Source organism: Pseudomonas sp. P4_B3, from assembly GCF_056402295.1.
In genome coordinates this window covers 87,003-108,677 of record NZ_JBFUHR010000011.1, presented here as the reverse complement: position 1 = coordinate 108,677, position 21,675 = coordinate 87,003, and the positions used below count along the sequence as shown (strand labels likewise).

Genomic DNA, 21,675 nt, shown 5'->3' with positions numbered 1-21,675 from the left:
AAAAGAATTCATGGGGCTATCGCTCACAATGCGGTGAAATCGATTGCCTGATACAAATCGGCGCCAATGCCGGCAAAACTCAGCATGGCCGGCAGTTGCGTGGCAAAACCCTGGAAACTGTGGTCGCCGCCGGCCTGAATGCGCAAGGCACAGGCCCGGTAATACTGCTGGGCGAGGCGATAGTCCAGCGTTTCGTCCCCGGTCTGCAACCATACCTGATAACGCTGTGGATCCTGGGGCACCGGCACTTCCAGTTCGGCCAGGGCCGCCACGTGGTCGTGGGTCATTTCCCAGGTCTCTTCGGTATACAGGTTTTTCTGTGTCCCCAGAAAGCCGTCGAACATCCGGTGCGGGCTGACGGCAGGGTTGATCAACAGGGCTTTCAAGCCAAGGCGCTCGGCCAAGTGAGTGGCATAGTAGCCGCCGAGCGAGCTGCCGACCAGCAGTGGCCGCCCCAGCTCGGCAATCGCCTGCTCCAGTTGAGCAATAGCCTGGCGCGGGTGATGGTGCAACGCTGGAACGCGCAAGTGTTCGCTCAGGCCCAAGCGCTCCATCACGTCGATCAACTGGCAGGCCTTCTTCGACAACGGCGAGCTGTTGAAGCCGTGGACATAAAGGATCGAACCGGACATTTGAGTTCCCTGTGCGTCGGCTAAAAGAGGCGGAGTTTACGGGATTTATCAGTAGCCGTTGGAACCGTAATCCACAGTGAAATCGAACCCGGTGACCCGCTCCACCCCGGTTTCCAGCCGCCCGTCGGGCAGCAGTCGCAACCAGCGATAGCCCGGTGCCTGTTCGCCGACCTTGAAATCCTCGCTGCCCGGTTCGAACTGGATGCAAGTCGAGGGCGAGGCGATCAGACGCACGCCGTTACGTAATTGATCGATTTCCTGGTGCACATGTCCCCACAGCACGGCGCGCACTTGTGGAAAACGATCCAGCACTTCAAAAAACGCCTCGGGATTGCGCAGACCGATAGGCTCCATCCACGCGCAACCAATCGAAACCGGGTGATGGTGGAAGCACACCAGATGATGACGCTCCGGCGCTTCGCTCAACGCGCGGGCGAGCAGCTGCAACTGTTCATCCTCCAAATAACCCGGCACCGAGCCTGGCACGGCCGAATCAAGCAACGTGACCCGCCAGTTGCCGATATCCACCACCGGTTCGAGCAAAGCACTCTGCACCGCGGCCTCGGCCATGATCTGCGGCTCATCGTGATTACCGGGAATCCAGCGCGCCGGCGCATCGAGCTGGCGCGTCATGTCACGAAATTGCCGGTAGGACTCCAGCGTCCCGTCCTGGGACAGATCACCCGTTGCCAGGATCAAGTCAATCTGCGGCTGTTGCGCGCGCACCAGCTCGATGACCTTCTGCAGGCTGTCGCGGGTATTCATGCCCAGCAACGCGCCGTCCGCTTCGGCAAACAGATGGCTGTCGGAGAGTTGCACCAGCAACGCCGGATCGGCGGTGGTCAATGTGGATACGCTCGGCAAGGCGTTCTCCCAGGGCGTGATCACGGGGATGGGTAAGTGCCGCAATTATGCTGGGGGACGATCGAAAGGGGAAACCTGTGAACCTGACATAGTTCACAACTGCGCTTCACAACTAACGTACTACTTCGTATTCATGCCCCAGCGCCAGGCAATGGCTCAGCCATTCGCCCAGAAACATGTTCAACTGGGCCTTTTCGTCCGGCTGGTGCATCGAGGCGTTCGGGTAAGGATAGATGCCGCGAAAGCGTCGTGCATGTTCGGCGCTGACCACTTCGGCCATGCGCGCGTCGTGATAGACCTGCACTTCCAGTTGCGGCACCGGCAGCCAGGGCAGGCTGTGTTCCTGACGCACTTGCAGGGTCGTGGTGTAAGGACAGGTCAGCAGCACTTCCAGCGCCAGTACGCCGAGCATCTGGTCGCCATGGGTCACGGCGATGCGCCGCGCGGCAGGCTCGCTGCGCATGTCCGGCAGCAGTCGCATCAGGCGTGCGTAGTTCGCCTCGCAGGACGCTTGCAGCCCCACCAGGTCCACCCGATAGCGATCGCGCAGCTTGTTTACGACCATAACCCCCTCACTTCAACGCGGTTCAAAGCCAGCCATTGCAAGGCAATGATGCTCGCCGCGTTGGCAATACGTCCATCGCGTACGGCTTGCAGGGCATCTTCGAAAGCCCAGACCGTGACGCGAATATCTTCTGCCTCTTCCTCCAGCCCATGCAGGCCGCCAACCCCGGTAGTGTCGCAACGCCCCAGGTACAGATGCACGAATTCGTTGCTGCCGCCCGGCGATGGAAAGTATTTGAGCATCGGCCAGAGCGCCCCGATTTCCAGCCCAGCTTCCTCCTGCGCTTCGCGGTGAGCAACTGCTTCCGGCACTTCATCCTTGTCGATCAGACCAGCGACCAGTTCGATCAGCCACGGATTGTCGGTCTTGCCCATGGCACCGACGCGAAACTGCTCGATCAGCACCACTTCATCGCGCTGCGGATCGTATGGCAGCATGCAGACCGCGTCATGGCGAACGAACACTTCACGATTGATCTCGCGGCTCATGCCCCCGGCGAACAATTCGTGGCGCAAGTGCACGCGTTCGAGTTTGTAGAAGCCCTCGTAGCACTTTTCGCGCCGCACGATATCAACGGCGGTCGGAATGGCGTTGGCAAAATCCGTCATGACAATCCTCTTTTACTGCAAATCCTGTTCGAGGCTGCTTTTTTTCCTGGGCCTCGACTTCGCGCCATCCTAACGCGCCCGTGACGTTTGATGCAGCCCCTTTCCCGTCAGCGGGATGGACGGTGAGGGCGAAACCCACTCTAATTAGCTTAGTGGCGAACTGACTGCTTTGTTGAGAGTCGAAGCCGGTAACTTTTTGCCTTCCCCTGTTTCAGAAAGGACGCTCATGTCGCTTTTCAAAATCGCCTCCGTGGCCGCTATCGCCCTGACCCTGGGCGCTTGCGCGAGCCTGTTCCAGCCCAACTACCGGACGCCGCTGGAAACCACCCGCGATGCCTCCGAGCAACTCAAGCCCGGTTGCAGCAACCCGGATTGCCCGCTGGTCAACATCGACACCCTGCACTTTCCGGCCGAGCCTGCACTGGACGGCATCATCGAAAAACGCCTGCTGCAAATGACCCGCACCTCGCCCGACGCGCCGGTCGCTCCGACCCTGGCGGCCTATCGCGAAGAATTTTTGCGCACCGCCGGCCCACGCAACAGCAGTTATCTGCAGGCGAAGGTACGTGAGCAGCATGACGGCTTGGTGATAGTCGAATTGTCCAGCTACCTGGACACCGGCGGTGACCACGGCACCGCAGGTCGAGGTTTCATCAACTATTCGCGCCAGCAGCATAAAGTGCTGACGTTGTCGGACATGCTGGTGCCAGGACAGGAAGACGCGTTCTGGAAAGCCGCGCAGGTGGCGCACAACAGCTGGTTGATCAGCACCAAACTCGATCAGGAACCGGAGTTCGTGAAGAGCTGGCCGTTCCAGAAAACCCGGAACGTGGCGCTGACCTACGGTGGGGTGATCCTCAAGTACGAAACCAGCACCATCGCGCCTTACGCGCTGGGCCACGTCGAACTGAAGATCCCCTACCCTCGCCTGAACGGCATCATCAAGCCCGAACTGTTTCCCGGCCGTAACTGAAGGCCCGGCCCAGCACTAGCTGGAGCAACCCTGCCACTACCAGTGCCGGCAGGGTTGCACCGACATCCGGATACAGGTTGGCCAACAAATGATAGGTGCTGACCCCGCCCAGCCAGGCGAGCAGTGCCGGCCAGCGCAATGCGGCCGAGGCCACCTGGGCGCTACGCTTGCGCAGGATGAAGTGGTCAACCAGCACCACGCCGAACAACGGCGCAAACACTGAACCGATCAGCAGCAGGAAGTTCTGGTACTGGGCCAACGGCGCCAGCAAGGCAATCAGCGTGCAGATAACGCCGATGGCCAGGGCCAGGTGTTCGACTTTGGCGCGCAGCAGAATCCCGCTGGACACCGCCGCCGAGTGAATATCGGCAAAGGCGTTTTCCGATTCATCCAGCAGAATCAGCAGCAGCGGAATCCCCAGGCCGGCCCCGGCCAGCGCCAGTAGCAAGGCATTGACTTCACCGCTCGGCGCGAACGCCAGGGTGTAGGCCACGCCCAGGCTCATCAGCCAGAAATTACCGATGAAGAAACCGATGGCGGTGCCACCGAAGACATTTTTCGCCCGCTTGCCAAAGCGCGAGTAGTCGGCGATCAGCGGCAACCACGACAGCGGCATGGCAATGGCGATGTCGAAACCCACGGCAAACGGCATCGAACCGTCACCGGCCTGGGCCCACAACGCGGCCAGGTCGGCCTTGGCGAACAGGTTCCAGGTCAGCCAGGTGCAGGCGGCCAGCAACAGCCAGATACCCCATTTGCGCAGGATCTGCCGGACGAAAGTCAGCGGACCGCTGACCGCCAACAGAGTCGCCAGGGCGCCGAAGACTAGCGTCCAGATCAGCGGATTCGACAGCAGACTGCCTTCGCTGAAGGCCTTCGCACCCAGCAGGCTGGCGGCATCGCGCATGACGATGATTTCGAACGAACCCCAGCCGATCAATTGCAGCAGGTTCAGCACCGCCGGCAGGCTCGCGCCCTTGACGCCGAGGCTGAGCTTGAGCGCGGCCATCGACGACAGGCCGGTGTCACTACCGATCACCCCGACCGCCGCCAGCAGCAGAACGCCGACCAGGGTGCCCAGAAAAATCGCCAGCAATGAACCGGAGAGGCCCAGGCCCGGTGCCAGCAATGCACCGGTTTGCAACACCATCAGGCCGATGCCGAGGGAGAACCACAAGGAAAACAGGTCGCGGCCACCGAAGACACGTTTGTCGGTCGGCACCGCGATGTCAGGGGAATAAGTGCTGGGTTGAATGCTCAAGGGTGTTATCTCAGAGGGGCATTTGTTGTTGTGTAGATCGCTATCGCCAGCAGGCTGGCTCCCACAGGGGACATGTGAACGCCACAGATCCAATGTGGGAGCCAGCCTGCTGGCGATGGGGCCTGTGCAGGMCCCACCCTTTCAGGTCAGATCAAACTTTCTGGTAAAGCTGACTGCCTTCCTGCTTGAAGCGCTCGGCCTGTTCGGCCATGCCCTGGGCGACGTCCACGTCGACCGCTTCGATCCGTTGGTTGGCCGCATACTCGCGGACTTCCTGGGTGATTTTCATCGAGCAGAATTTCGGCCCGCACATCGAGCAGAAGTGCGCGACCTTGGCCGAATCCTTCGGCAGGGTTTCATCGTGATACGAACGGGCGGTGTCCGGATCGAGGCCCAGGTTGAACTGGTCTTCCCAACGGAATTCGAAACGCGCCTTGCTCAAGGCATTGTCGCGGATCTGTGCGCCCGGGTGCCCCTTCGCCAGATCGGCGGCATGCGCGGCGATCTTGTAGGTGATGATCCCGGTCTTCACGTCATCCTTGTTCGGCAGACCCAGGTGCTCCTTCGGCGTCACGTAGCAGAGCATGGCGCAACCGAACCAGCCGATCATCGCCGCACCGATGCCGGAGGTGATGTGGTCGTAGCCCGGCGCGATGTCGGTGGTCAGCGGGCCGAGGGTGTAGAACGGCGCCTCGTCGCAGCACTCCAGCTGCTTGTCCATGTTCTCTTTGATCAACTGCATCGGCACGTGGCCCGGGCCTTCGATCATGCACTGCACGTCGTGCTTCCAGGCGATCTTGGTCAGCTCGCCGAGGGTCTCCAGTTCACCGAACTGCGCTTCGTCGTTGGCGTCGGCAATCGAGCCCGGACGCAGGCCATCGCCCAGCGAGAAGCTGACGTCGTAGGCCTTCATGATTTCGCAGATGTCTTCGAAATGGGTGTAGAGGAAGTTCTCTTTGTGGTGCGCCAGGCACCACTTGGCCATGATCGAACCGCCACGGGAGACGATGCCGGTCACGCGCTTGGCGGTCATCGGCACGTAGCGCAGCAACACGCCAGCGTGGATGGTGAAGTAGTCGACGCCCTGCTCGGCCTGTTCGATCAGCGTGTCGCGGAACAGCTCCCAGGTCAGGTCTTCGGCGACGCCATTGACCTTCTCCAGTGCCTGATAGATCGGCACGGTACCGATCGGCACCGGCGAGTTACGGATGATCCATTCGCGAGTTTCGTGGATGTGCTTGCCGGTGGACAAGTCCATGACCGTGTCCGAACCCCAGCGAATGCCCCAGGTCAGTTTCGCCACTTCTTCTTCGATGGACGAACCCAAGGCACTGTTGCCGATGTTGCCGTTGATCTTCACCAGGAAGTTACGGCCGATGATCATCGGTTCCAGTTCGGTGTGGTTGATGTTGGCCGGAATGATCGCACGGCCACGGGCGATTTCGTCACGGACGAATTCCGGGGTGATGATTTTCGGCACGCTGGCGCCGAAGCTGTGGCCGGCGTGTTGCTGGTCCAGCAGGCCGGCGGCGCGGGCCACTTCGAGCTTCATGTTTTCGCGGATGGCGACGTATTCCATCTCCGCGGTGATGATGCCTTTGCGGGCGTAGTGCATCTGGCTGACGTTGGCACCCGGTTTGGCGCGGCGCGGGTTGTTGACGTGGGCGAAGCGCAGCTTGGTCAGCTCCGGATCGGCAAGGCGCTCCTGGCCGAAATTCGAGCTCAGGCCGCTCAGGCGCTCGGTATCGCCGCGGGATTCGATCCACGGCGAACGCACGTCGGCCAGGCCTTTGCGCACATCGATGATGATATTGGGGTCGGTGTACGGGCCCGAAGTGTCATACACCACCACCGGTGCGTTGACCTCGCCGCCGAAGTCGGTCGGCGTCACGTCGAGGCTGATTTCGCGCATCGGCACGAGGATGTCCGGGCGAGTGCCCTGAACATAGATTTTTTGCGAGCGGGTAAACGGCTGAACCGATTGCTGATCGACCTTGGCCGAGTCACTCAGGTTGGTGGCGATTTTTGCTTTTGTAGTCATCACGGGCTCTCCAGACACACATCCAGGCAGTGGATTTTTGTCGGAGCGAACCTGTAAACGAATGGACGCACGGGCGCTGGGAAAACCAGCTGTGCTGTGCTCAGTGCTCGAGGGGTGTTCGATTGTCGAACAACATCCCGGACGAAGCACAAGAGGACTCGCCGGGTGACGAGAAATCTTGTTCCCTACGCAGGCGCTAACCTGATCAGGTTCAACGGGATCCGAAATTATTCGATCTCAGCCTCATAGCAAGGCACCCCGACAAGAACCCGGCCAGTCTAGACACAACTGGCAAAGAACGCCAACCCCACGGCAAATACCATGATGAATGGCGTAATTACACGCAGTATCAGGATTGTTGCAGCCCCAATGCACAACTACACTCGCTACGCTGAGCCGGCATTGACGCTGTCAAAGCGGGGCCTTAGCCTTGGCGCTCAAATTACCTTCGTAATATCAATTCTAGGGATCGTCTATGCTGCGCAAACTCTCACTGGCCCTTGCCGTGTCTTGTGCGTCCAACGGAATGGCCTGGGCAGCAGATGCGCCCTTATCGACCAAGACGGACCTGGTCAGCGTTTATCAGGAAGCCGTCAACAACAACGCCGATCTGGCGGCTGCCATCGCCCAATACGGCGCGCAGAAGGAAGTCGTACCCCAGGCCCGCGCCGGGCTGCTGCCGAACCTCTCGGGCGGCGCGAATATTTCCGAGGTGCGTACGGATCTCGATCAGCCGTCCGCCACGTCCAACCGCGATGCTCATTCCTACCAGGCCACTTTGGCGCAGCCGCTGTTCCGGGCTGATCGCTGGTTCCAGTTCCAGGCCGCCAAGGAAGTCAACGAACAGGCCGCCCTGCAACTCTCGGCGACCGAGCAAAACCTGATCCTGCAAACCGCTGACAGCTATTTCAACGTGCTGCGCACCCAGGACAACCTGGCCTCGACCAAGGCCGAAGAAGCGGCGTTCAAACGCCAGCTCGATCAATCCAACGAGCGTTTCGATGTTGGTCTCTCGGACAAGACCGACGTATTGAACTCACAAGCCAGCTACGACACCGCACGTGCCAACCGCATTGTTGCGCAGCGCCAGGTGGACGACGCCTTTGAAGCATTGATCACCCTGACCAATCGCCAGTACAACTCGATCTGGGGCATCAGCCATAACTTGCCGATCCTGCCGCCAGTACCGAACGACGCCAAGGCCTGGGTCGAAACGGCGGGCAGGCAGAACCTCAATCTGTTGGCCAGCAACTATGCCGTCAGCGCCGCCGAGCAGACCCTCAAGCAACGCAAGTCCGGGCACTTGCCAACGGTTGACGCGATAGCCAAGTACGAGAAAGGCGACAACGACGCACTGGGCTTCAGCAACCCGAACAACCAGCCCCTGCCGTACGGTGGCAACGTCGAGCAAACGACCGTTGGCCTGCAACTGAACATCCCGATCTACAGTGGTGGTTTGATCAACTCTCAGGTGCGTCAGTCCTATGCACAATTGGACCAGACCGAGCAGCAACGCGAATCCCTGCGCCGCAGCATCGTGGAAAACACCCGTGACCTGCACCGGGCGGTGAACACCGATGTCGAGCAGGTACAGGCGCGCAAGCAATCGATCATCTCCAACCAGAGCGCGGTGGAAGCGACTGAAATCGGCTATCAGGTGGGTACGCGAAACATCGTCGACGTGCTGGATGCGCAGCGCTCGCTCTACACCTCGGTGCGCGACTACAACAACACCCGCTACGACTACATCCTCGACAACCTGCGCTTGAAGCAACAGGCCGGTACGTTGAATCCCGGGGATCTGCAAACCCTGGCACGCTGGCTCAATCCCAACTACAACCCGGACAAGGATTTCCTGCCACCGGATCTGGCCAAGGCTGCGGCTGAGCAGTTGAAAGCGAGACCTGATCAGTAAAAGCAAAAGATCGCAGCCTGCGGCAGCTCCTACAGGATGAACATCAATCCCGTGCAGGAGCTGCCGCAGGCTGCGATCTTTTTCTGTCCGACCATTCGGTCTAACGCTCGATCAACCGCCCCAACCCGTCCAGCAACCGCTGCAATGCACCCTGATTGGCGCGCATCACGTTCAACCCGGCCTCTGCCATGCGCTGCGCATCTCGCGGCAGTTCGAACAGCCGTTGCACCGCCACCGCCAGCCCTTCGGCATCCTCCACCTCCTGCAACGCCCCGGCACTGCGCAACTGCGCGGCGATTTCGAGGAAGTTGAAAAGATGCGGCCCGCTCAATACCGGTTTAGCCAGAGCCGCCGGCTCCAGCAAGTTATGCCCGCCATTCGGCACCAGGCTGCCGCCGACGAATGCACTGTCCGCCAGGGCGTAGAGAAACAGCAACTCGCCCATGGTGTCGCCCAGCAGCACCGACGTATTCGCACTGATCGCATCGCCGCTGGAACGCCGGACCGTGGAAAAACCTTGTTGCTGGCACAACCCGTACACCGAATTGAAGCGTTCCGGATGACGCGGCACCAGAATCAGCAAGGCATCGGGGTGAGTGGTCAGCAACTGACGATGGGCCGCCAGCACCACCTCGTCTTCGCCGTCATGGGTACTGGCCGCGATCCACACCGGTCGTTCCAGCGCCTGCCATTGCCCGCGCAATTGGCTGGCGCGCTCAAGCAGTTGCGGGTCGATGGTCAGGTCGAACTTGATCGATCCGGTCACTTCGACGGTTTCCACTCGCGCGCCGAGATCGCGCAAGCGTCGGGCTTCGGCTTCGGTCTGCACCGCGAACAGGCTCATCTCGGCCAGCATCGGCTGGGTCAGCCTGGGGAACCGGCCGTATCCCCTGGCCGAACGCTCGGACAGCCGCGCATTGGCCAACGCCACGGGAATCCCGCGTTTGGCACATTGATGGATATGGTTGGGCCACAGCTCGGTTTCCATGATCACCGCCAGTTGCGGCTGGACCCGATCGAGGAAACGCCGGGCAGCGCAAGGCAGGTCATAGGGCAGATAACAGTGCTGGATACGCGGCTCATTGGCGAACAGTGCCTGGATGCGTTCCGAACCGGTCGGGGTCATGCAGGTCACGGTGATCGGCAGATTCGGATAACGCGCCAGCAAGGCGCGGATCATCGGCGCGGCAGCAATGCTTTCGCCCACCGACACAGCGTGCACCCAGATGCCGCCCGGTTTCATCGTCGGCATCCCGTAGGAAAAGCGTTCGCCGATGCGCCTGGCATAGGCAGGCGCCTTGCGTGCGCGCAGCCAAAGCCGAATCGCTACCAATGGCAGCCCCAGATAAAACAGCGCGGTGTAGAGAGTTCTATTCATGGCGGCGGAGTTTATCGGCTTTTTTCGCCAATCGTCTGCAAGTGCACGGCAAAACGTTCGGCGAGCCAGCGCGCGGCCGGACCGAGCGGCTCATCCCGGCGCCATACCAGCTCCACCACCAGGGCCGGCGGGGTCCATTCGCTGACCAGTTCGACCATCTGATTCTGATAAGTCGGGTACTGCACCACGTGGCGTGGCAACCAGGCCCAGCCGAGGCCACGCACCAGCCATTCGGCCATCACATAGAAACTGTCGGCGCGCCAGACTTGCGGGCTGGCGGGATCACTGCCGGGATAAATGCTCGACTCCGTGGACATCAGCAACTGCCGATGTTGCGCCAATTGTTGGCTGTCCACTGCGCCTTTACGCGCCAACGGATGATCCTTGCCGCACACCGTGACCATTTCCACGCTGCCCAGCACCCGCCGTTCAAGTGCCTCGGGAATCTGATCGTGAAAGAACAGCAGCCCAAGATCGGCACGCCGCTCCACCAGCTTGCGCGCGACTTCGCCTTGGGCGGCGCTGGTCAGTTGCACTTCAAGACTGGGGAATTTGTCCGCCAGGGCCTCGAAGCTTTCGATGATCGGCTGATAAGGCATCGCTTCATCCTGCGCCACACGCAGTCGTGCCTCCTGGCCGCGCATCATCGCCAATGCCCGCCCGTTTAGCCGTTCGCACTGGCGCAACACCTCCCGCGCTTCGTCCAGCAAAGCGGTACCGGCTTCAGTGAGCTTCGGTTGACGCCCGCTGCTACGGTCGAACAGGCTGACACCCAGGTCTTCTTCCAGCAACGCTATCGAACTGCTGACCGCCGACTGCGCCTTGCGCTGATCCCGCGCCACGGCAGAAAACGAACGCTGCTCCGCTACGCTGACAAACAACTGCAGCTGCTCCAGATTCCATTGCATGCTCATGGCTCAACCCATCTTCAAAACAGATAGGTAATGACTTTACCGCATCTGGCGAATCTCTAGAATGCCGACCTCAGAGAGCAACACTTCACACGAGGATTGACCCATGACCGCTTACTACTACCTGGCCATTGCCATCTGCGCCGAAGTGATTGCCACTGTTTCGATGAAAGCCGTCAAGGGCCTCAGCACCCCACTGCCGCTGGTGCTGGTCATCCTCGGCTACGGCATTGCCTTCTGGATGCTGACCCTGGTGGTGCGCAGCGTTCCGGTGGGCGTGGCGTACGCCGTGTGGGCCGGCATGGGGATCGTGATGGTCAGCGTTGCAGCGCTGTTTATCTATGGGCAGAAGCTGGACGTGCCGGCGATGCTGGGGATGGCGTTGATTGTGCTGGGCGTCGTGGTCATCCAGCTCTTCTCCAAGACGGCCGGGCATTGATAAAAAGATCGCAGCCTGCGGCAGCTCCTACAAAGGCAGACCGAGCCCACCTGTAGGAGCTGCCGCAGGCTGCGATCCTTTTCCCGTCTCAGCTCCAATCCATGAATCTGTATACTGCGCCCTCGTCTTGAACACAGAGGTCGCTGCATGCCATCCGTTATTTCCACCGACGTTCTGATTGTCGGCGCTGGTGTCGCCGGCCTCTGGCTGAACGCGCGCCTGCGCCGCCAGGGTTTTTCGACCGTGCTGGTGGAAAGTGCCAGCCTCGGCGGCGGGCAGAGTGTGAAGTCCCAGGGCATCATCCACGGCGGCGCCAAATACGCGCTGCATGGCGCCTTGACTGGCGCCTCGGAAGCCATCGCCGACATGCCGCGCCGTTGGCGTGAAGCATTGGCAGGGAATGGCGAGCTGGATCTGTCCGGCGTGCGCCTGCTGTCCGAAGCCCATTACTTGTGGTCCCCCGGCACCCTTGCCGGCAACCTCACCAGTTTCTTTGCCAGCAAGGCCGTGCGCGGTCGCGTCGATCAGGTCAAGGGCGAGCAATTGCCGCCAGCCCTGCAAGACAAGCGCTTCAGGGGCAAGGTCTATCGCCTGGCGGAACTGGTGGTCGATGTGCCGAGCCTGATCCAGCGCCTGGCCGATCTGGCGGGAGATGGTTTGCTCGCCGGGCAGAGAATCGAGCCGTTGCTGGAAGGTGGCGTGCTGGTCGGCCTGAAGGTGGATGAGCGCGAAATCCGTGCCCAGCGCATCGTCCTGAGCGCCGGTGCCGGGACGGCGGCATTGCTTGAAGCACTGGGTCTGAGCCAGCCCGCCATGCAGCGCCGTCCGTTGCACATGATCATCGCCAAGGGGCCGAGCCTCAAACCGCTTTACGCCCATTGCCTGGGTGGCGGCACCAAACCGCGTATCACCGTGACCACGCACCCGGCGGCGGATGGCCAATGGGTCTGGTACCTGGGCGGCGATATCGCGGAATCTGAAGGCGTGGCCCGTGAGCCCGCCGAACAGATCGCCACCGCACAGAAAGAACTCGGCCAATTGCTGCCATGGATCGACCTGAGCACGGTGCAATGGGCGACCTTGCGCGTGGATCGCGCCGAACCGCTGCAATCAGGCCTGACGCGTCCCGACAACGCCTTTGTGGCCGAGGAAGGCCGCCTGCTGGTGGGCTGGCCGACCAAGCTCGCCCTGGCGCCGGACTTCGCCGACCGCGTGATCGCCAGCCTGACCCGCGACGGTATCCAGCCAAGCCACCCGGCAGCATTGCCTGAACTGCCGAAGCCGCCGATGGGCGTACCGGCCTGGGAGCAACTGCTGCCATGAGCCAACCGACCCTGCACGACCGGCATCGCCCGCTGGGCAGTACCGGCCTGATGGTTTCACCCTTGGGCCTGGGCACGGTGAAACTGGGCCGCGACCAAGGGGTGAAGTACCCCAACGGCTTCCGGATTCCCGATGACGTTGAAGCGCGCATGCTGCTCAAACTCACCCGCGACCTGGGCATCAACCTGATCGACACCGCCCCGGCCTATGGTCGCAGCGAAGAACGCCTCGGCCCGTTGCTGCGCGGTCAGCGTCAGGATTGGGTGATTGTCAGCAAGGTCGGTGAAGAGTTTGCCAACGGCCAGTCCCGTCACGATTTCAGCGCCGCACACACTCGAATGTCGGTGGAACGCAGCCTGCAACGTCTTGAAACGGACTTCATCGACCTGGTGCTGGTGCACTCCGATGGTAACGACCTGGCGATCCTCAATGACTGCGAAGTCTACGAGACCCTCGCCGCGCTCAAGGCCGAAGGCAAGATTCGCGGTTTCGGCTTTTCCGGCAAAACCGTCGACGGTGGCCTGAAGGCACTGGAGCAAGGCGACTGCGCGATGGTCACCTACAATCTGAACGAACAAAACGAGAAGGCCGTCATTGACTATGCTGCTGCACACGGCAAAGCCATTCTGGTCAAGAAAGCCCTCGCCAGTGGTCATGTCTGCCTGAGTCCGGGCGTGGATCCGGTGCGCGCCAGTTTCGAATTGTTGTTTGAACATCCGGGTGTTGCCAGTGCTATTGTCGGGACCATCAATCCGCTGCACCTCGCCCACAATGTCGCGACCGTTGCCCAGGTCCTACGTAGCCACTGACGCCGCCCACGCGGCCTTAAGCAGGAGCCGACATGTCGCGTACGCTCATCAGAAAGAACCCGAGCAACTTCAAGACCCTGCCGTTATTCGTCGAAGCGACCCCCGAAGGCCTGACTTATCAGAGCGTCGGCAGGCCGCTGAATTTCTCCCAGACCCTGCAACGTCGTCGGCCGGTGACGGTCGGCGACAGCGAACGGTTTGCCCTGGAGCTGGCCAACCTCGGGGTTTCGGTGCGCCTGACCCTGCATTGGCAGAATCGCGATTATTGGGTGCTGGTGCGCCAACGCCGGCAGGACCGTGGCGATGTGGTGCTCAAGCTGATCTCCGGCTACGTGCCGGCCCATGAGCTGAACCTGCCCTTGCACACGGCGATCCAGGAAATTGCCGAAGAATGTCTGCTGGAAACTCCGGAAGGCTGGCTCGGTGGGCGGTTCAATGACACCTGGCTGCCGACGCCCTACTCGGCCGCCCTGCATTACCGTGAAGCCCTGCCGTTTCGCTTGTCGCCACTGTCCGGCTCGGCGCGGCCGGTACGTTGCGCCAACCTGATGCTGATAGAGCGCCCGCGGGCTTACGTGCATTTGCCAACGGCGTCACTGCAACTGATTTACGACTTGCGCCTGGACGTTCCCAGGGAAGCCAAATCCCTGAGCCTGTTCCATGTCGATGAAAGACTGGAAGGCGATCAACTCGTCGCCCGCCTCGACCGCAAGCGCCCCGATCTGTACTTGATGCCCTTGCAGGACGGCCACCCGATGGCTGAGCTCTACACCTTGAAAAAGGATCAGCTGTACCCGGCCAGCACGCGCGGACTATACCTGGCCGAGAGTTTCGCCCAACAGGAAGGCTGGCTGGTTCGCGACGAGCGAATTCGCTGGAAGGACTGGGTGAGGCAGCAGGGTCTGACCCCGCCAGGGAAGGATTCAGGCCTGGCGCGGTTGCGCGGCAAGGCCAAGCAACTGCTGAAGAAAATTGTGCCGCGTAAAAAGGTAAGCTCTTAAACGCAAAAGATCGCAGCCTGCGTACTCCATGTAGGAGCTGCCGCAGGCTGCGATCTTTTGATTTTACGATCCCCAGGCTACCGGAAAAGATCGCAGGCTACGCCAGCTCCTACGACTTGCGGATCTTCTCGACAATCGCCGTGGTCGAGCTGTTTTCCACCAGCCCCAGCACTTTCACGGTACCGCCGTAGGCCGTCACGATGTCCGCGCCGACCACCTGGTCGATCCCATAGTCGCCGCCCTTGACCAGCACGTCCGGCTTGACCGCGCTCAGCAGGTTTTCCGGAGTGCCTTCCGAGAAACTGATGACCCAGTCCACCGCACCCAGACCGGCCAGTACCGCCATGCGCCGGTCGACACTGTTGATCGGACGGCCCGGCCCTTTCAGGCGGCTGACCGATGCATCGTCGTTGATCGCGACGATCAGGCGATCGCCCTGGGCCCGTGCCTGTTCCAGATAGGTCACGTGACCGGCGTGCAGGATGTCGAAGCAACCGTTGGTGAACACGATCCGCTCGTTGTGCGCGCGGGCATCGTCGACCGCCAGCAACAGCTGCTCAAGGCCCAGCACTCCACGCTCGGAACCTTCCTCACGCTGAATCGCACGACGCAGTTCCGGCGCACTGATGGCCGCCGTACCGAGTTTGCCGACCACGATACCGGCCGCCAGATTGGCCAGAGCCACCGCGTGAGGCAGTTCTTCGCCAGCGGCCATCGCGGCCGCCAGAGTGGATATCACCGTATCGCCGGCACCGGTCACGTCGAACACTTCACGGGCACGGGCCGGCAAGTGCAGCGCCGGGTGATCCGGACGCAACAAGGTCATGCCGTGCTCGCCACGTGTCACCAGCAAGGCACCGAGGTCCAGGTCGTGCATCAACTGCGCGCCCTTGCTCACCAATTCGTGCTCATCGGCGCAACCACCGACGATGGTTTCGAATTCGTTGAGATTCGGCGTGATCAGGCTCGCACCGCGGTAGATCGAGAAATCCTTGCCCTTGGGATCGGCCAGCACCGGAATGCCACGGGCACGGGCGGCCTGGATCAGCGCCTGATGGTTTTTCAGCGCGCCTTTGCCGTAGTCGGACAGCACCAGCACCTTGATGCCTTCGAGCAACTCATCGACCTGCACGGCCAGCGCCAGCGCGTCAGTGGCGAAGGGTTCTTCGAAGTCGATACGCAGCAATTGCTGGTGACGGCTCATGACCCGCAGCTTGACGATGGTCGGCTGGTGCGCAATGCGCTGGAAGATGGCCCGCACGCCGGCGCCCTTGAGGCTGTTGACCAGGCTGTTGGCGGCTTCATCGTCGCCGGTTACACCGACCAGCGAGGCCGGGGCCCCCAGGGCGGCAATGTTCAAGGCAACGTTGGCAGCGCCGCCCGGACGGTCCTCGATGTGATCGACCTTGACCACCGGCACCGGCGCCTCAGGAGAAATCCGTGAGGTACCACCATGCCAGTAACGGTCGAGCATGACATCGCCGACCACCAAGACGGGGGCTTGATCGAATCGCGGCATGGACAACTTCATGGTGCAACCCACATACAGAATGAACAGGGGCGCGATATTAACACAGGGTTGGTGTCGGCTTGTGCGGTGGCTGCAACCGGATTATTCGCCGGGCTTTATTGCTCATTTTTTGAGCAAAAAAAAAAACGCCAGACGACGGCACGCGTCGCTCATTTCCATCGCCTGCGTATCGATATCACACTCCGCATGCAGCGGCGCCTCGTAGGGACTGTCGATGCCGGTGAAATCCTTGATCCGGCCTTCCCGGGCAGCCCGATACAAACCCATGGGATGAATTCCGGCTTGGTCAAGAAGCGTAAAGGTCTGGATACAAATCACCGGACGCGTTGCACGTCGGGTGCGCGAAAGGGCGAGCCAGGCTCGCCCTTTCGCGGTCAGGCGATGTCTTCGGCCGGGGCGTCGAGGCCCATCGCGTTGAGGCGCGAGTAGTAGCCGTTTTGCGCCAGCAGTTGATCATGGGTGCCGCGCTCGACGATTTTCCCCTGATCCATGACCAGGATCAGGTCGGCCTTCTCGATGGTCGACAAGCGGTGAGCGATCACCAGCGTGGTGCGACCTTTCATGACCTGATCCAGGGCTGCCTGAATATGCCGCTCGGACTCGGTATCGAGTGCCGAAGTCGCCTCGTCGAGAATCAGCAGCGGAGCATTCTTCAACAATGCCCGGGCAATCGCCAGGCGCTGGCGCTGACCACCGGACAGCAGCACGCCGTTTTCCCCGACCTGGGTGTCCAGGCCTTCAGGCAACTGAGCAATGAAGTCCATTGCATAGGCATCCTTGGCCGCCTTTTCAATGTCTTCACGGGGTGCGCCAGCCAGGTCGCCATAGGCGATGTTGTTGGCCACGGTGTCGCTGAACAGGGTCACGTGCTGGGTCACCTGGGCGATATGCTGACGCAGGTTCAACAGTTTGTACTGTTCCACTTCGACGCCATCGATGAGGATTTCGCCCTTGTCGTGGTGATAGAAACGCGGAATCAGGTTGGCCAGGGTCGACTTGCCGCTGCCCGAACGTCCCACCAGCGCCACCATTTGCCCGGGCTCGACCGAGAAACTGATGTCATTGAGCACCTGACGCTCGGTGTCAGGGTACGTAAAGCTGAGGTTGCGCACGTCCAGGCGACCGCTGACGACGTCACGCTCGACGGTGCCGGTATCGACTTCGGGCGCGACATCCAGTTGTTCAAAGATACTTTCGGCACCGGCCACACCCTTCTGGATGGTCGAGCTGACTTCGGACAGCTGGCGAATCGGCTTGGGCAGCAGGCCGGCCAGGGTGATGTAGGCCACCATGTCGCCGGCGGACGCATCGCCACGCAGGAACAGCACCAGGAACATCAGCACGGCCATGGCGGTGTAGATCACCAATTGCAGTAGCGGCGTGTAGATGGCGCCGGTGCGGGTCATGCGCAATTGCTTGTCGGTGTTGCCCTGGCTGGCGTCGAAGAAGCGTTTCTCTTCGTACTTTTCACCGCCGAAGCTGCGCACCACGCGATAACCCTGGATCGTTTCGGACGCCACATGCGTCACGTCCCCCATGGCCAGCTGGATTTTCTTGCTCTGCTTGCGGAATTTCTTGCTGGCGGTGCGCACCATGATGGCGATCAGCGGCAGGATGGCGACCATGACCAGCGTCAGGCGCCAGTTCATGAACAATAGCGAGGCAAACAGGAAGATCACCGTCATGCCTTCACGAATTACGACCTTGATCGCATCCGTTGCCGCCCCCGTGACCATGGTCACGTTGAAGGTGATACGTGAAATCAGGTGCCCCGAGTTATGCTTGTCGAAATACCGGTTTGGCAACACCAGCAGGTTGTTGAACAACTGCACCCGCAAGTCATGGACCAGGCCCAGGGAAACCTTGGCCAGGAAGTAGTTGCCCAGGTACGACCCCAATCCCTGCCACGCAGCGATCAGGATGATCAACAACGGCACCGCCTGCAGCAGTTGCAGATCCCGCAGGTAGGGCACGGTTGGAAACAGCGCCGCTTCAGGGTTGGACAGACCGTCGACGAAGTACTTGAGGATGTAGCCCAGCATTGGCTGTGTCGAAGCGAAAATCAGAAAACCGACGATGCTGATCAGGAACAGGCTGATGTACGGCCGGACATAGCCGAGCAGACGGAAGTAGATTTTCAAGCTCGATGGGCTTGCGCAGAGACTGGAGTCGGTCATATCACGCGATTGTCGATAAAAAGGACGCTGACTTTAGCACAGCTTCCCCAGGGTTCTGGCAATCGCATACAGTCTGTGTATTGTGGCGCGTCAAATAGCCACCAAATGTCCCTGCCTTGGTACGCTCGCTCAATTCAGGAATAAGTTACTCAGCATGCAATTAAACGCGTTGAACAGCACGTCCAATAGAATCTTCGATTTCATTTGCTTGTGGATCCTTCCGCTCGGTTATTTATTGCTGCTTTGTGCACTGTTTTTCCTGCCAGGGCGCAGTGTGCATCACAAGCTTTACTATGGCCTGTTCAGCATTCCGGCACTGATTGCGCTGTGCCTGCGTCCGCGGCTCAGCAAAGAACTGCTGCACGAACCGATCGTCATTGCAGCCCTGTTGTTTCTGGCGTGGGCACTGCTCAGCCTGTGCTGGGGGCCAGGCAACGACATCGACTTTGGTCAGTTCAAACCGCCATTGCATACCCTGTTTCTGTTCGTTGGCTGCTACCTGCTGGTGCGCTATCGCAGCGAAATCATTCAGCCCCTGCTGTTCTGCGCCGCGATTGTGGCGCTGGTCGCCACGGTCTACAACCTGTACAGGTTCGGTCTGATCTACCAACCGGAAATGCGCCTGATCGGAGTAGGTGCGTTCGACAATCCACTGCTCAGCTCCCACGTTTTCGGCTTTTTCTGTACCTACTGGCTGAGCCTGAGCATGACCTGCAAGCGACACCAGGTACTTTGGTTGAGCATACCGGCGATGGCGATCATGTTCGCCGCCGTCCTGGCCACCGGCTCCAGGACCCCACTGGTTGCACTGACGCTGGCTGCGCTGTGGCTGTGTTACATCTGCTGGAATCGACGCCCGGTCTTCATGCTTGGTTCCATGCTCATTGCAGGAACGGCGACTTTCGCGTTGTTTGCGGACAAGATCTTCGAAAGAGGCAGTTCCTTCCGTATCGAACTCTGGCAATTGGCCCTGGACAGGATCGCTGAACATCCATGGATCGGGCACGGCTACAACGCCGGACTGAGCCTGGACCCCGGCGCCGGCTACCTCCTTCAGGAGCCCCATAGCTTCGCCCTGGGCGTGCTCTACTACGTCGGCATTATCGGCCTGCTGCCATGGCTGTTCTTCCTTGCGTGGAGCTTCATCAGCAGCCGGCGCCATCGCGTGCAACCGCTGTTTATCATTGCCTCCGCCTGGCTGGCCTTCGGTATCGGTGCAGGCCTGACCGAAGGTGGCGGGATTATCTCTCGCCCCAAGGAGCACTGGTTCCTGCTGTGGATCCCGTTGGCACTGATTGCCGCGTTGAGCATCAATCAACGGGCCAGGCGCCTGCTGGACATGCCAATCAAGACCGCGACGCCAAGCGCCCTGCAACAGCTGACTGTCGATGCCCGGGTCATCGAAGAAGATGGTTTGGGCCCCAAAGTCCTGCGCCTGACCGATGGCAGCTTTCTCAAGCTGTTCCGCCGTCGCCGCTGGTACACCTCGGGCAGTTTCACGCCCTACTCCGATCGTTTTGCCGTCAACAGCGTGCAACTGCGCAGCATGGGCATCCCGACACCGCACATCCTCGACCTCTACCGGTTCGAAGACGGCAGCACCGCTGTGCACTACTCTCCCTTGCCGGGCAACACGCTGCGCCAGATCCTGCAAGGCATCACCGCCCCGGCGGTGCGCCAGGCACTGGTGGAGCGCTTCGGCAAATTCATGGCCCAACTGCATCAGCAAGGGGTCTACTTCCGCTCCCTGCACCTGGGCAATGTGCTGGTGCTGGAGGACGGCGAGTTCGGCCTGATCGACCTGGCCGACCTGCGAATTTACCCTTCATCGTTGAGCCCTTCGCTGCGGCGGCGTAATCTGCGCCACATGCAACGCTACGCATCAGATCGGCACTGGCTGTTCGAGGATCACTTCGAAGCGCTGCTGCAGGGATACGCCGCGGCGGCTTCGAAAGCCGACGTGGATAATTTGCACAGACACGTGCTGGCCGGGAGTCCTTCGGCCCAGGCTCACTGATGATAGAAACCAACCCCCTTATCGCGATGATGGCCTACCTGCTCGCCATCGCGACCGCTGCGCTACTGTTGCACCGCGTGCCGAGATTCACCCGACAGCTGGAGCATTGCGGCGAAAGCCGCTTTGCCGGCATCGACGGCTTACGCGGGTATCTGGCCTTCGGCGTGTTCGTGCACCACTCGATCATTACCTGGATCTTTCTGCAAACCGGCGTGATCGATTTTCCGCCGAGCAACTTCTACTCGCAGCTCGGCCAGGGTAGCGTCGCCCTCTTTTTCATGATCACCAGCTTTCTGTTCTGGGACCGCTTGCTCACCCACGGGCGGCAACACGACTGGCTGGCATTTGCGGTATCTCGGCTATTTCGCCTCTACCCGCTCTACCTGCCGCTGATGTTGACCGTGTTTGTCTGTGTGTTCTATTTGCAGGACTGGGAACTCAAGGACTCCGGCACCCAGCTCATTGGCCAGACCCTGGCCTGGCTGATCTTCGACCGGCCAGACGTCAACCAGTACCACCAGACCGGCATGCTGATCTCCAACGTCACCTGGACGCTGGGGTATGAAGTGTTTTTCTACCTGGCCCTGCCACTGGCCGCCATGGTGTTCATTTATCGCGGCGGCTGGATGCAGACAGTGCTGTGCCTGATCGGCATCTACACCCTGTACCAGGTGGTCGGCTGGGAACACTCGCTGAAGAAGCACTACCTGGCCAGTTTCCTCGGTGGCATCGCTGCAGCGTACTGGGTTCGCCGTCCACAATGGGTCGCCTGGAGCCTCTCTCCGCTGGCGGGCATCATCGCCCTGCTCGCATTGGCGATCGCCTTTACGGCGTTCAACCGGGCATTCAATCCGGGAGCGCTGCTGCTGCTTTCACTGTTTTTTGTGATTGTGGCGTCCGGCAACACCTTGTTCGGCGCCCTGAGACCACGCAGCATTCGCTGGCTAGGGGAAATCAGCTACAGCACGTATTTGCTGCACGGTTTCGTGCTCTGGATACTGGTGCAGCGACTGCCGCCGGTATTGCATCTTGACGCCCGGGAAGTGTGGGTCTTCCTGCCGTTGCTGGCCGTGTGCAGTTGCCTGCTGATCATCATCAGCAGCCTGACCTACCTGCACATCGAAAAGCCCGGTATCAATGCCGGCAAGAAAACCCTGCACTGGTTACGCCAGAACAGGAAACCGAGGAAAGAACTTTTGGAGGAGACGGTTCAACAACGTTGAGCAATCG

18 protein-coding genes, 1 pseudogene and 1 riboswitch are annotated in these 21,675 nt (G+C 60.6%); of the genes and pseudogenes, 8 read left to right on the top strand and 11 right to left on the bottom strand.

Going from position 1 to position 21,675, the window contains the following annotated elements:
- Positions 1-23: 23 nt before the first annotated feature.
- From AC1DWG_RS14865 to AC1DWG_RS14850, 4 genes are all read right to left on the bottom strand, one after another.
- Positions 24-632, bottom strand: coding sequence for a YqiA/YcfP family alpha/beta fold hydrolase (locus tag AC1DWG_RS14865; protein ID WP_477763680.1), 609 nt, complete (start codon positions 630-632; stop codon positions 24-26).
- A 48-nt stretch (positions 633-680) separates the two neighbouring features.
- Positions 681-1,496 (bottom strand): 3',5'-cyclic-AMP phosphodiesterase, encoded by an 816-nt coding sequence (gene cpdA / locus AC1DWG_RS14860; RefSeq protein ID WP_477753916.1) that lies wholly within the window; start codon positions 1,494-1,496, stop codon positions 681-683.
- Between the two features lie 112 nt (positions 1,497-1,608).
- Positions 1,609-2,061, bottom strand: coding sequence for a DUF1249 domain-containing protein (locus tag AC1DWG_RS14855; protein WP_007977461.1), 453 nt, complete (start codon positions 2,059-2,061; stop codon positions 1,609-1,611).
- Positions 2,052-2,669 carry an NUDIX domain-containing protein gene (locus AC1DWG_RS14850; protein WP_015093209.1) on the bottom strand — a complete coding sequence of 206 codons (618 nt, stop codon included), beginning with the start codon at positions 2,667-2,669 and terminating at the stop codon, positions 2,052-2,054. Before AC1DWG_RS14850 ends, AC1DWG_RS14855 begins: the two co-directional genes overlap by 10 nt.
- A 226-nt stretch (positions 2,670-2,895) precedes the next feature.
- Between AC1DWG_RS14850 and AC1DWG_RS14845 the strand changes: the two genes are divergently transcribed.
- The gene (locus AC1DWG_RS14845) at positions 2,896-3,642 is read left to right on the top strand and encodes an RsiV family protein (RefSeq protein WP_477760288.1); all 747 of its coding nucleotides are present in this window, start codon (positions 2,896-2,898) and stop codon (positions 3,640-3,642) included.
- Here the strand turns inward: AC1DWG_RS14845 and cytX are convergent.
- Together cytX and thiC are read right to left on the bottom strand one after the other, a co-directional pair.
- Complete coding sequence (cytX, locus tag AC1DWG_RS14840; RefSeq protein WP_477787946.1) at positions 3,611-4,903, bottom strand: putative hydroxymethylpyrimidine transporter CytX; 1,293 nt, start codon at positions 4,901-4,903, stop codon at positions 3,611-3,613. The two genes, AC1DWG_RS14845 and cytX, sit on opposite strands and share 32 nt — an antisense overlap.
- Before the next feature lie 151 nt (positions 4,904-5,054).
- The gene (thiC, locus tag AC1DWG_RS14835) at positions 5,055-6,944 is read right to left on the bottom strand and encodes a phosphomethylpyrimidine synthase ThiC (RefSeq protein ID WP_477787945.1); all 1,890 of its coding nucleotides are present in this window, start codon (positions 6,942-6,944) and stop codon (positions 5,055-5,057) included.
- Between the two features lie 165 nt (positions 6,945-7,109).
- A riboswitch (TPP riboswitch) is annotated at positions 7,110-7,215 on the bottom strand.
- A gap of 204 nt (positions 7,216-7,419) precedes the next feature.
- On the opposite strand from thiC, the gene AC1DWG_RS14830 reads away from it, so the two are divergent.
- Complete coding sequence (locus AC1DWG_RS14830; RefSeq protein WP_477763683.1) at positions 7,420-8,859, top strand: TolC family outer membrane protein; 1,440 nt, start codon at positions 7,420-7,422, stop codon at positions 8,857-8,859.
- A gap of 100 nt (positions 8,860-8,959) precedes the next feature.
- Here AC1DWG_RS14830 and waaA read toward each other — a convergent pair whose 3' ends face one another.
- Both waaA and AC1DWG_RS14820 read right to left on the bottom strand, forming a co-directional pair.
- Positions 8,960-10,237, bottom strand: a complete 1,278-nt coding sequence (gene waaA, locus AC1DWG_RS14825) for a lipid IV(A) 3-deoxy-D-manno-octulosonic acid transferase (RefSeq protein ID WP_477787944.1) — start codon at positions 10,235-10,237, stop codon at positions 8,960-8,962.
- 11 nt (positions 10,238-10,248) lie between these two features.
- A complete protein-coding gene (locus AC1DWG_RS14820; protein ID WP_477753922.1) occupies positions 10,249-11,151 on the bottom strand; it encodes a LysR family transcriptional regulator in 903 nt (300 codons plus the stop codon).
- A 103-nt stretch (positions 11,152-11,254) separates the two neighbouring features.
- Here AC1DWG_RS14820 and AC1DWG_RS14815 point away from each other — a divergent pair, with 103 nt between their 5' ends.
- From AC1DWG_RS14815 to AC1DWG_RS14800, 4 genes are all read left to right on the top strand, one after another.
- A complete protein-coding gene (locus AC1DWG_RS14815) occupies positions 11,255-11,587 on the top strand; it encodes a DMT family transporter (RefSeq protein ID WP_007977444.1) in 333 nt (110 codons plus the stop codon).
- Between the two features lie 147 nt (positions 11,588-11,734).
- Complete coding sequence (locus AC1DWG_RS14810) at positions 11,735-12,910, top strand: NAD(P)/FAD-dependent oxidoreductase (protein ID WP_477763684.1); 1,176 nt, start codon at positions 11,735-11,737, stop codon at positions 12,908-12,910.
- The gene (locus AC1DWG_RS14805) at positions 12,907-13,719 is read left to right on the top strand and encodes an aldo/keto reductase (RefSeq protein WP_477760290.1); all 813 of its coding nucleotides are present in this window, start codon (positions 12,907-12,909) and stop codon (positions 13,717-13,719) included. The genes AC1DWG_RS14810 and AC1DWG_RS14805 overlap by 4 nt, the downstream gene beginning before the upstream one ends.
- Positions 13,720-13,751: 32 nt before the next feature.
- Complete coding sequence (locus AC1DWG_RS14800; RefSeq protein WP_477787943.1) at positions 13,752-14,720, top strand: metal ABC transporter ATPase; 969 nt, start codon at positions 13,752-13,754, stop codon at positions 14,718-14,720.
- Positions 14,721-14,829: 109 nt separating this feature from the next.
- Here the strand turns inward: AC1DWG_RS14800 and hldE are convergent, their stop codons facing one another.
- From hldE to msbA, 3 genes and pseudogenes are all read right to left on the bottom strand, one after another.
- A complete protein-coding gene (gene hldE, locus AC1DWG_RS14795; protein WP_477753926.1) occupies positions 14,830-16,251 on the bottom strand; it encodes a bifunctional D-glycero-beta-D-manno-heptose-7-phosphate kinase/D-glycero-beta-D-manno-heptose 1-phosphate adenylyltransferase HldE in 1,422 nt (473 codons plus the stop codon).
- A gap of 102 nt (positions 16,252-16,353) precedes the next feature.
- A pseudogene (locus AC1DWG_RS14790) lies at positions 16,354-16,521 on the bottom strand (adenylyl-sulfate kinase); the annotation flags it as partial.
- Between the two features lie 104 nt (positions 16,522-16,625).
- Complete coding sequence (msbA, locus tag AC1DWG_RS14785; protein WP_477763687.1) at positions 16,626-18,428, bottom strand: lipid A export permease/ATP-binding protein MsbA; 1,803 nt, start codon at positions 18,426-18,428, stop codon at positions 16,626-16,628.
- Positions 18,429-18,582: 154 nt separating this feature from the next.
- On the opposite strand from msbA, the gene AC1DWG_RS14780 reads away from it, so the two are divergent.
- Together AC1DWG_RS14780 and AC1DWG_RS14775 are read left to right on the top strand one after the other, a co-directional pair.
- A complete protein-coding gene (locus AC1DWG_RS14780) occupies positions 18,583-20,445 on the top strand; it encodes an O-antigen ligase family protein (RefSeq protein ID WP_477760292.1) in 1,863 nt (620 codons plus the stop codon).
- Positions 20,445-21,668, top strand: a complete 1,224-nt coding sequence (locus tag AC1DWG_RS14775; protein WP_477753614.1) for an acyltransferase family protein — start codon at positions 20,445-20,447, stop codon at positions 21,666-21,668. Before AC1DWG_RS14780 ends, AC1DWG_RS14775 begins: the two co-directional genes overlap by 1 nt.
- The last annotated feature ends 7 nt before the right edge of the window (positions 21,669-21,675 follow it).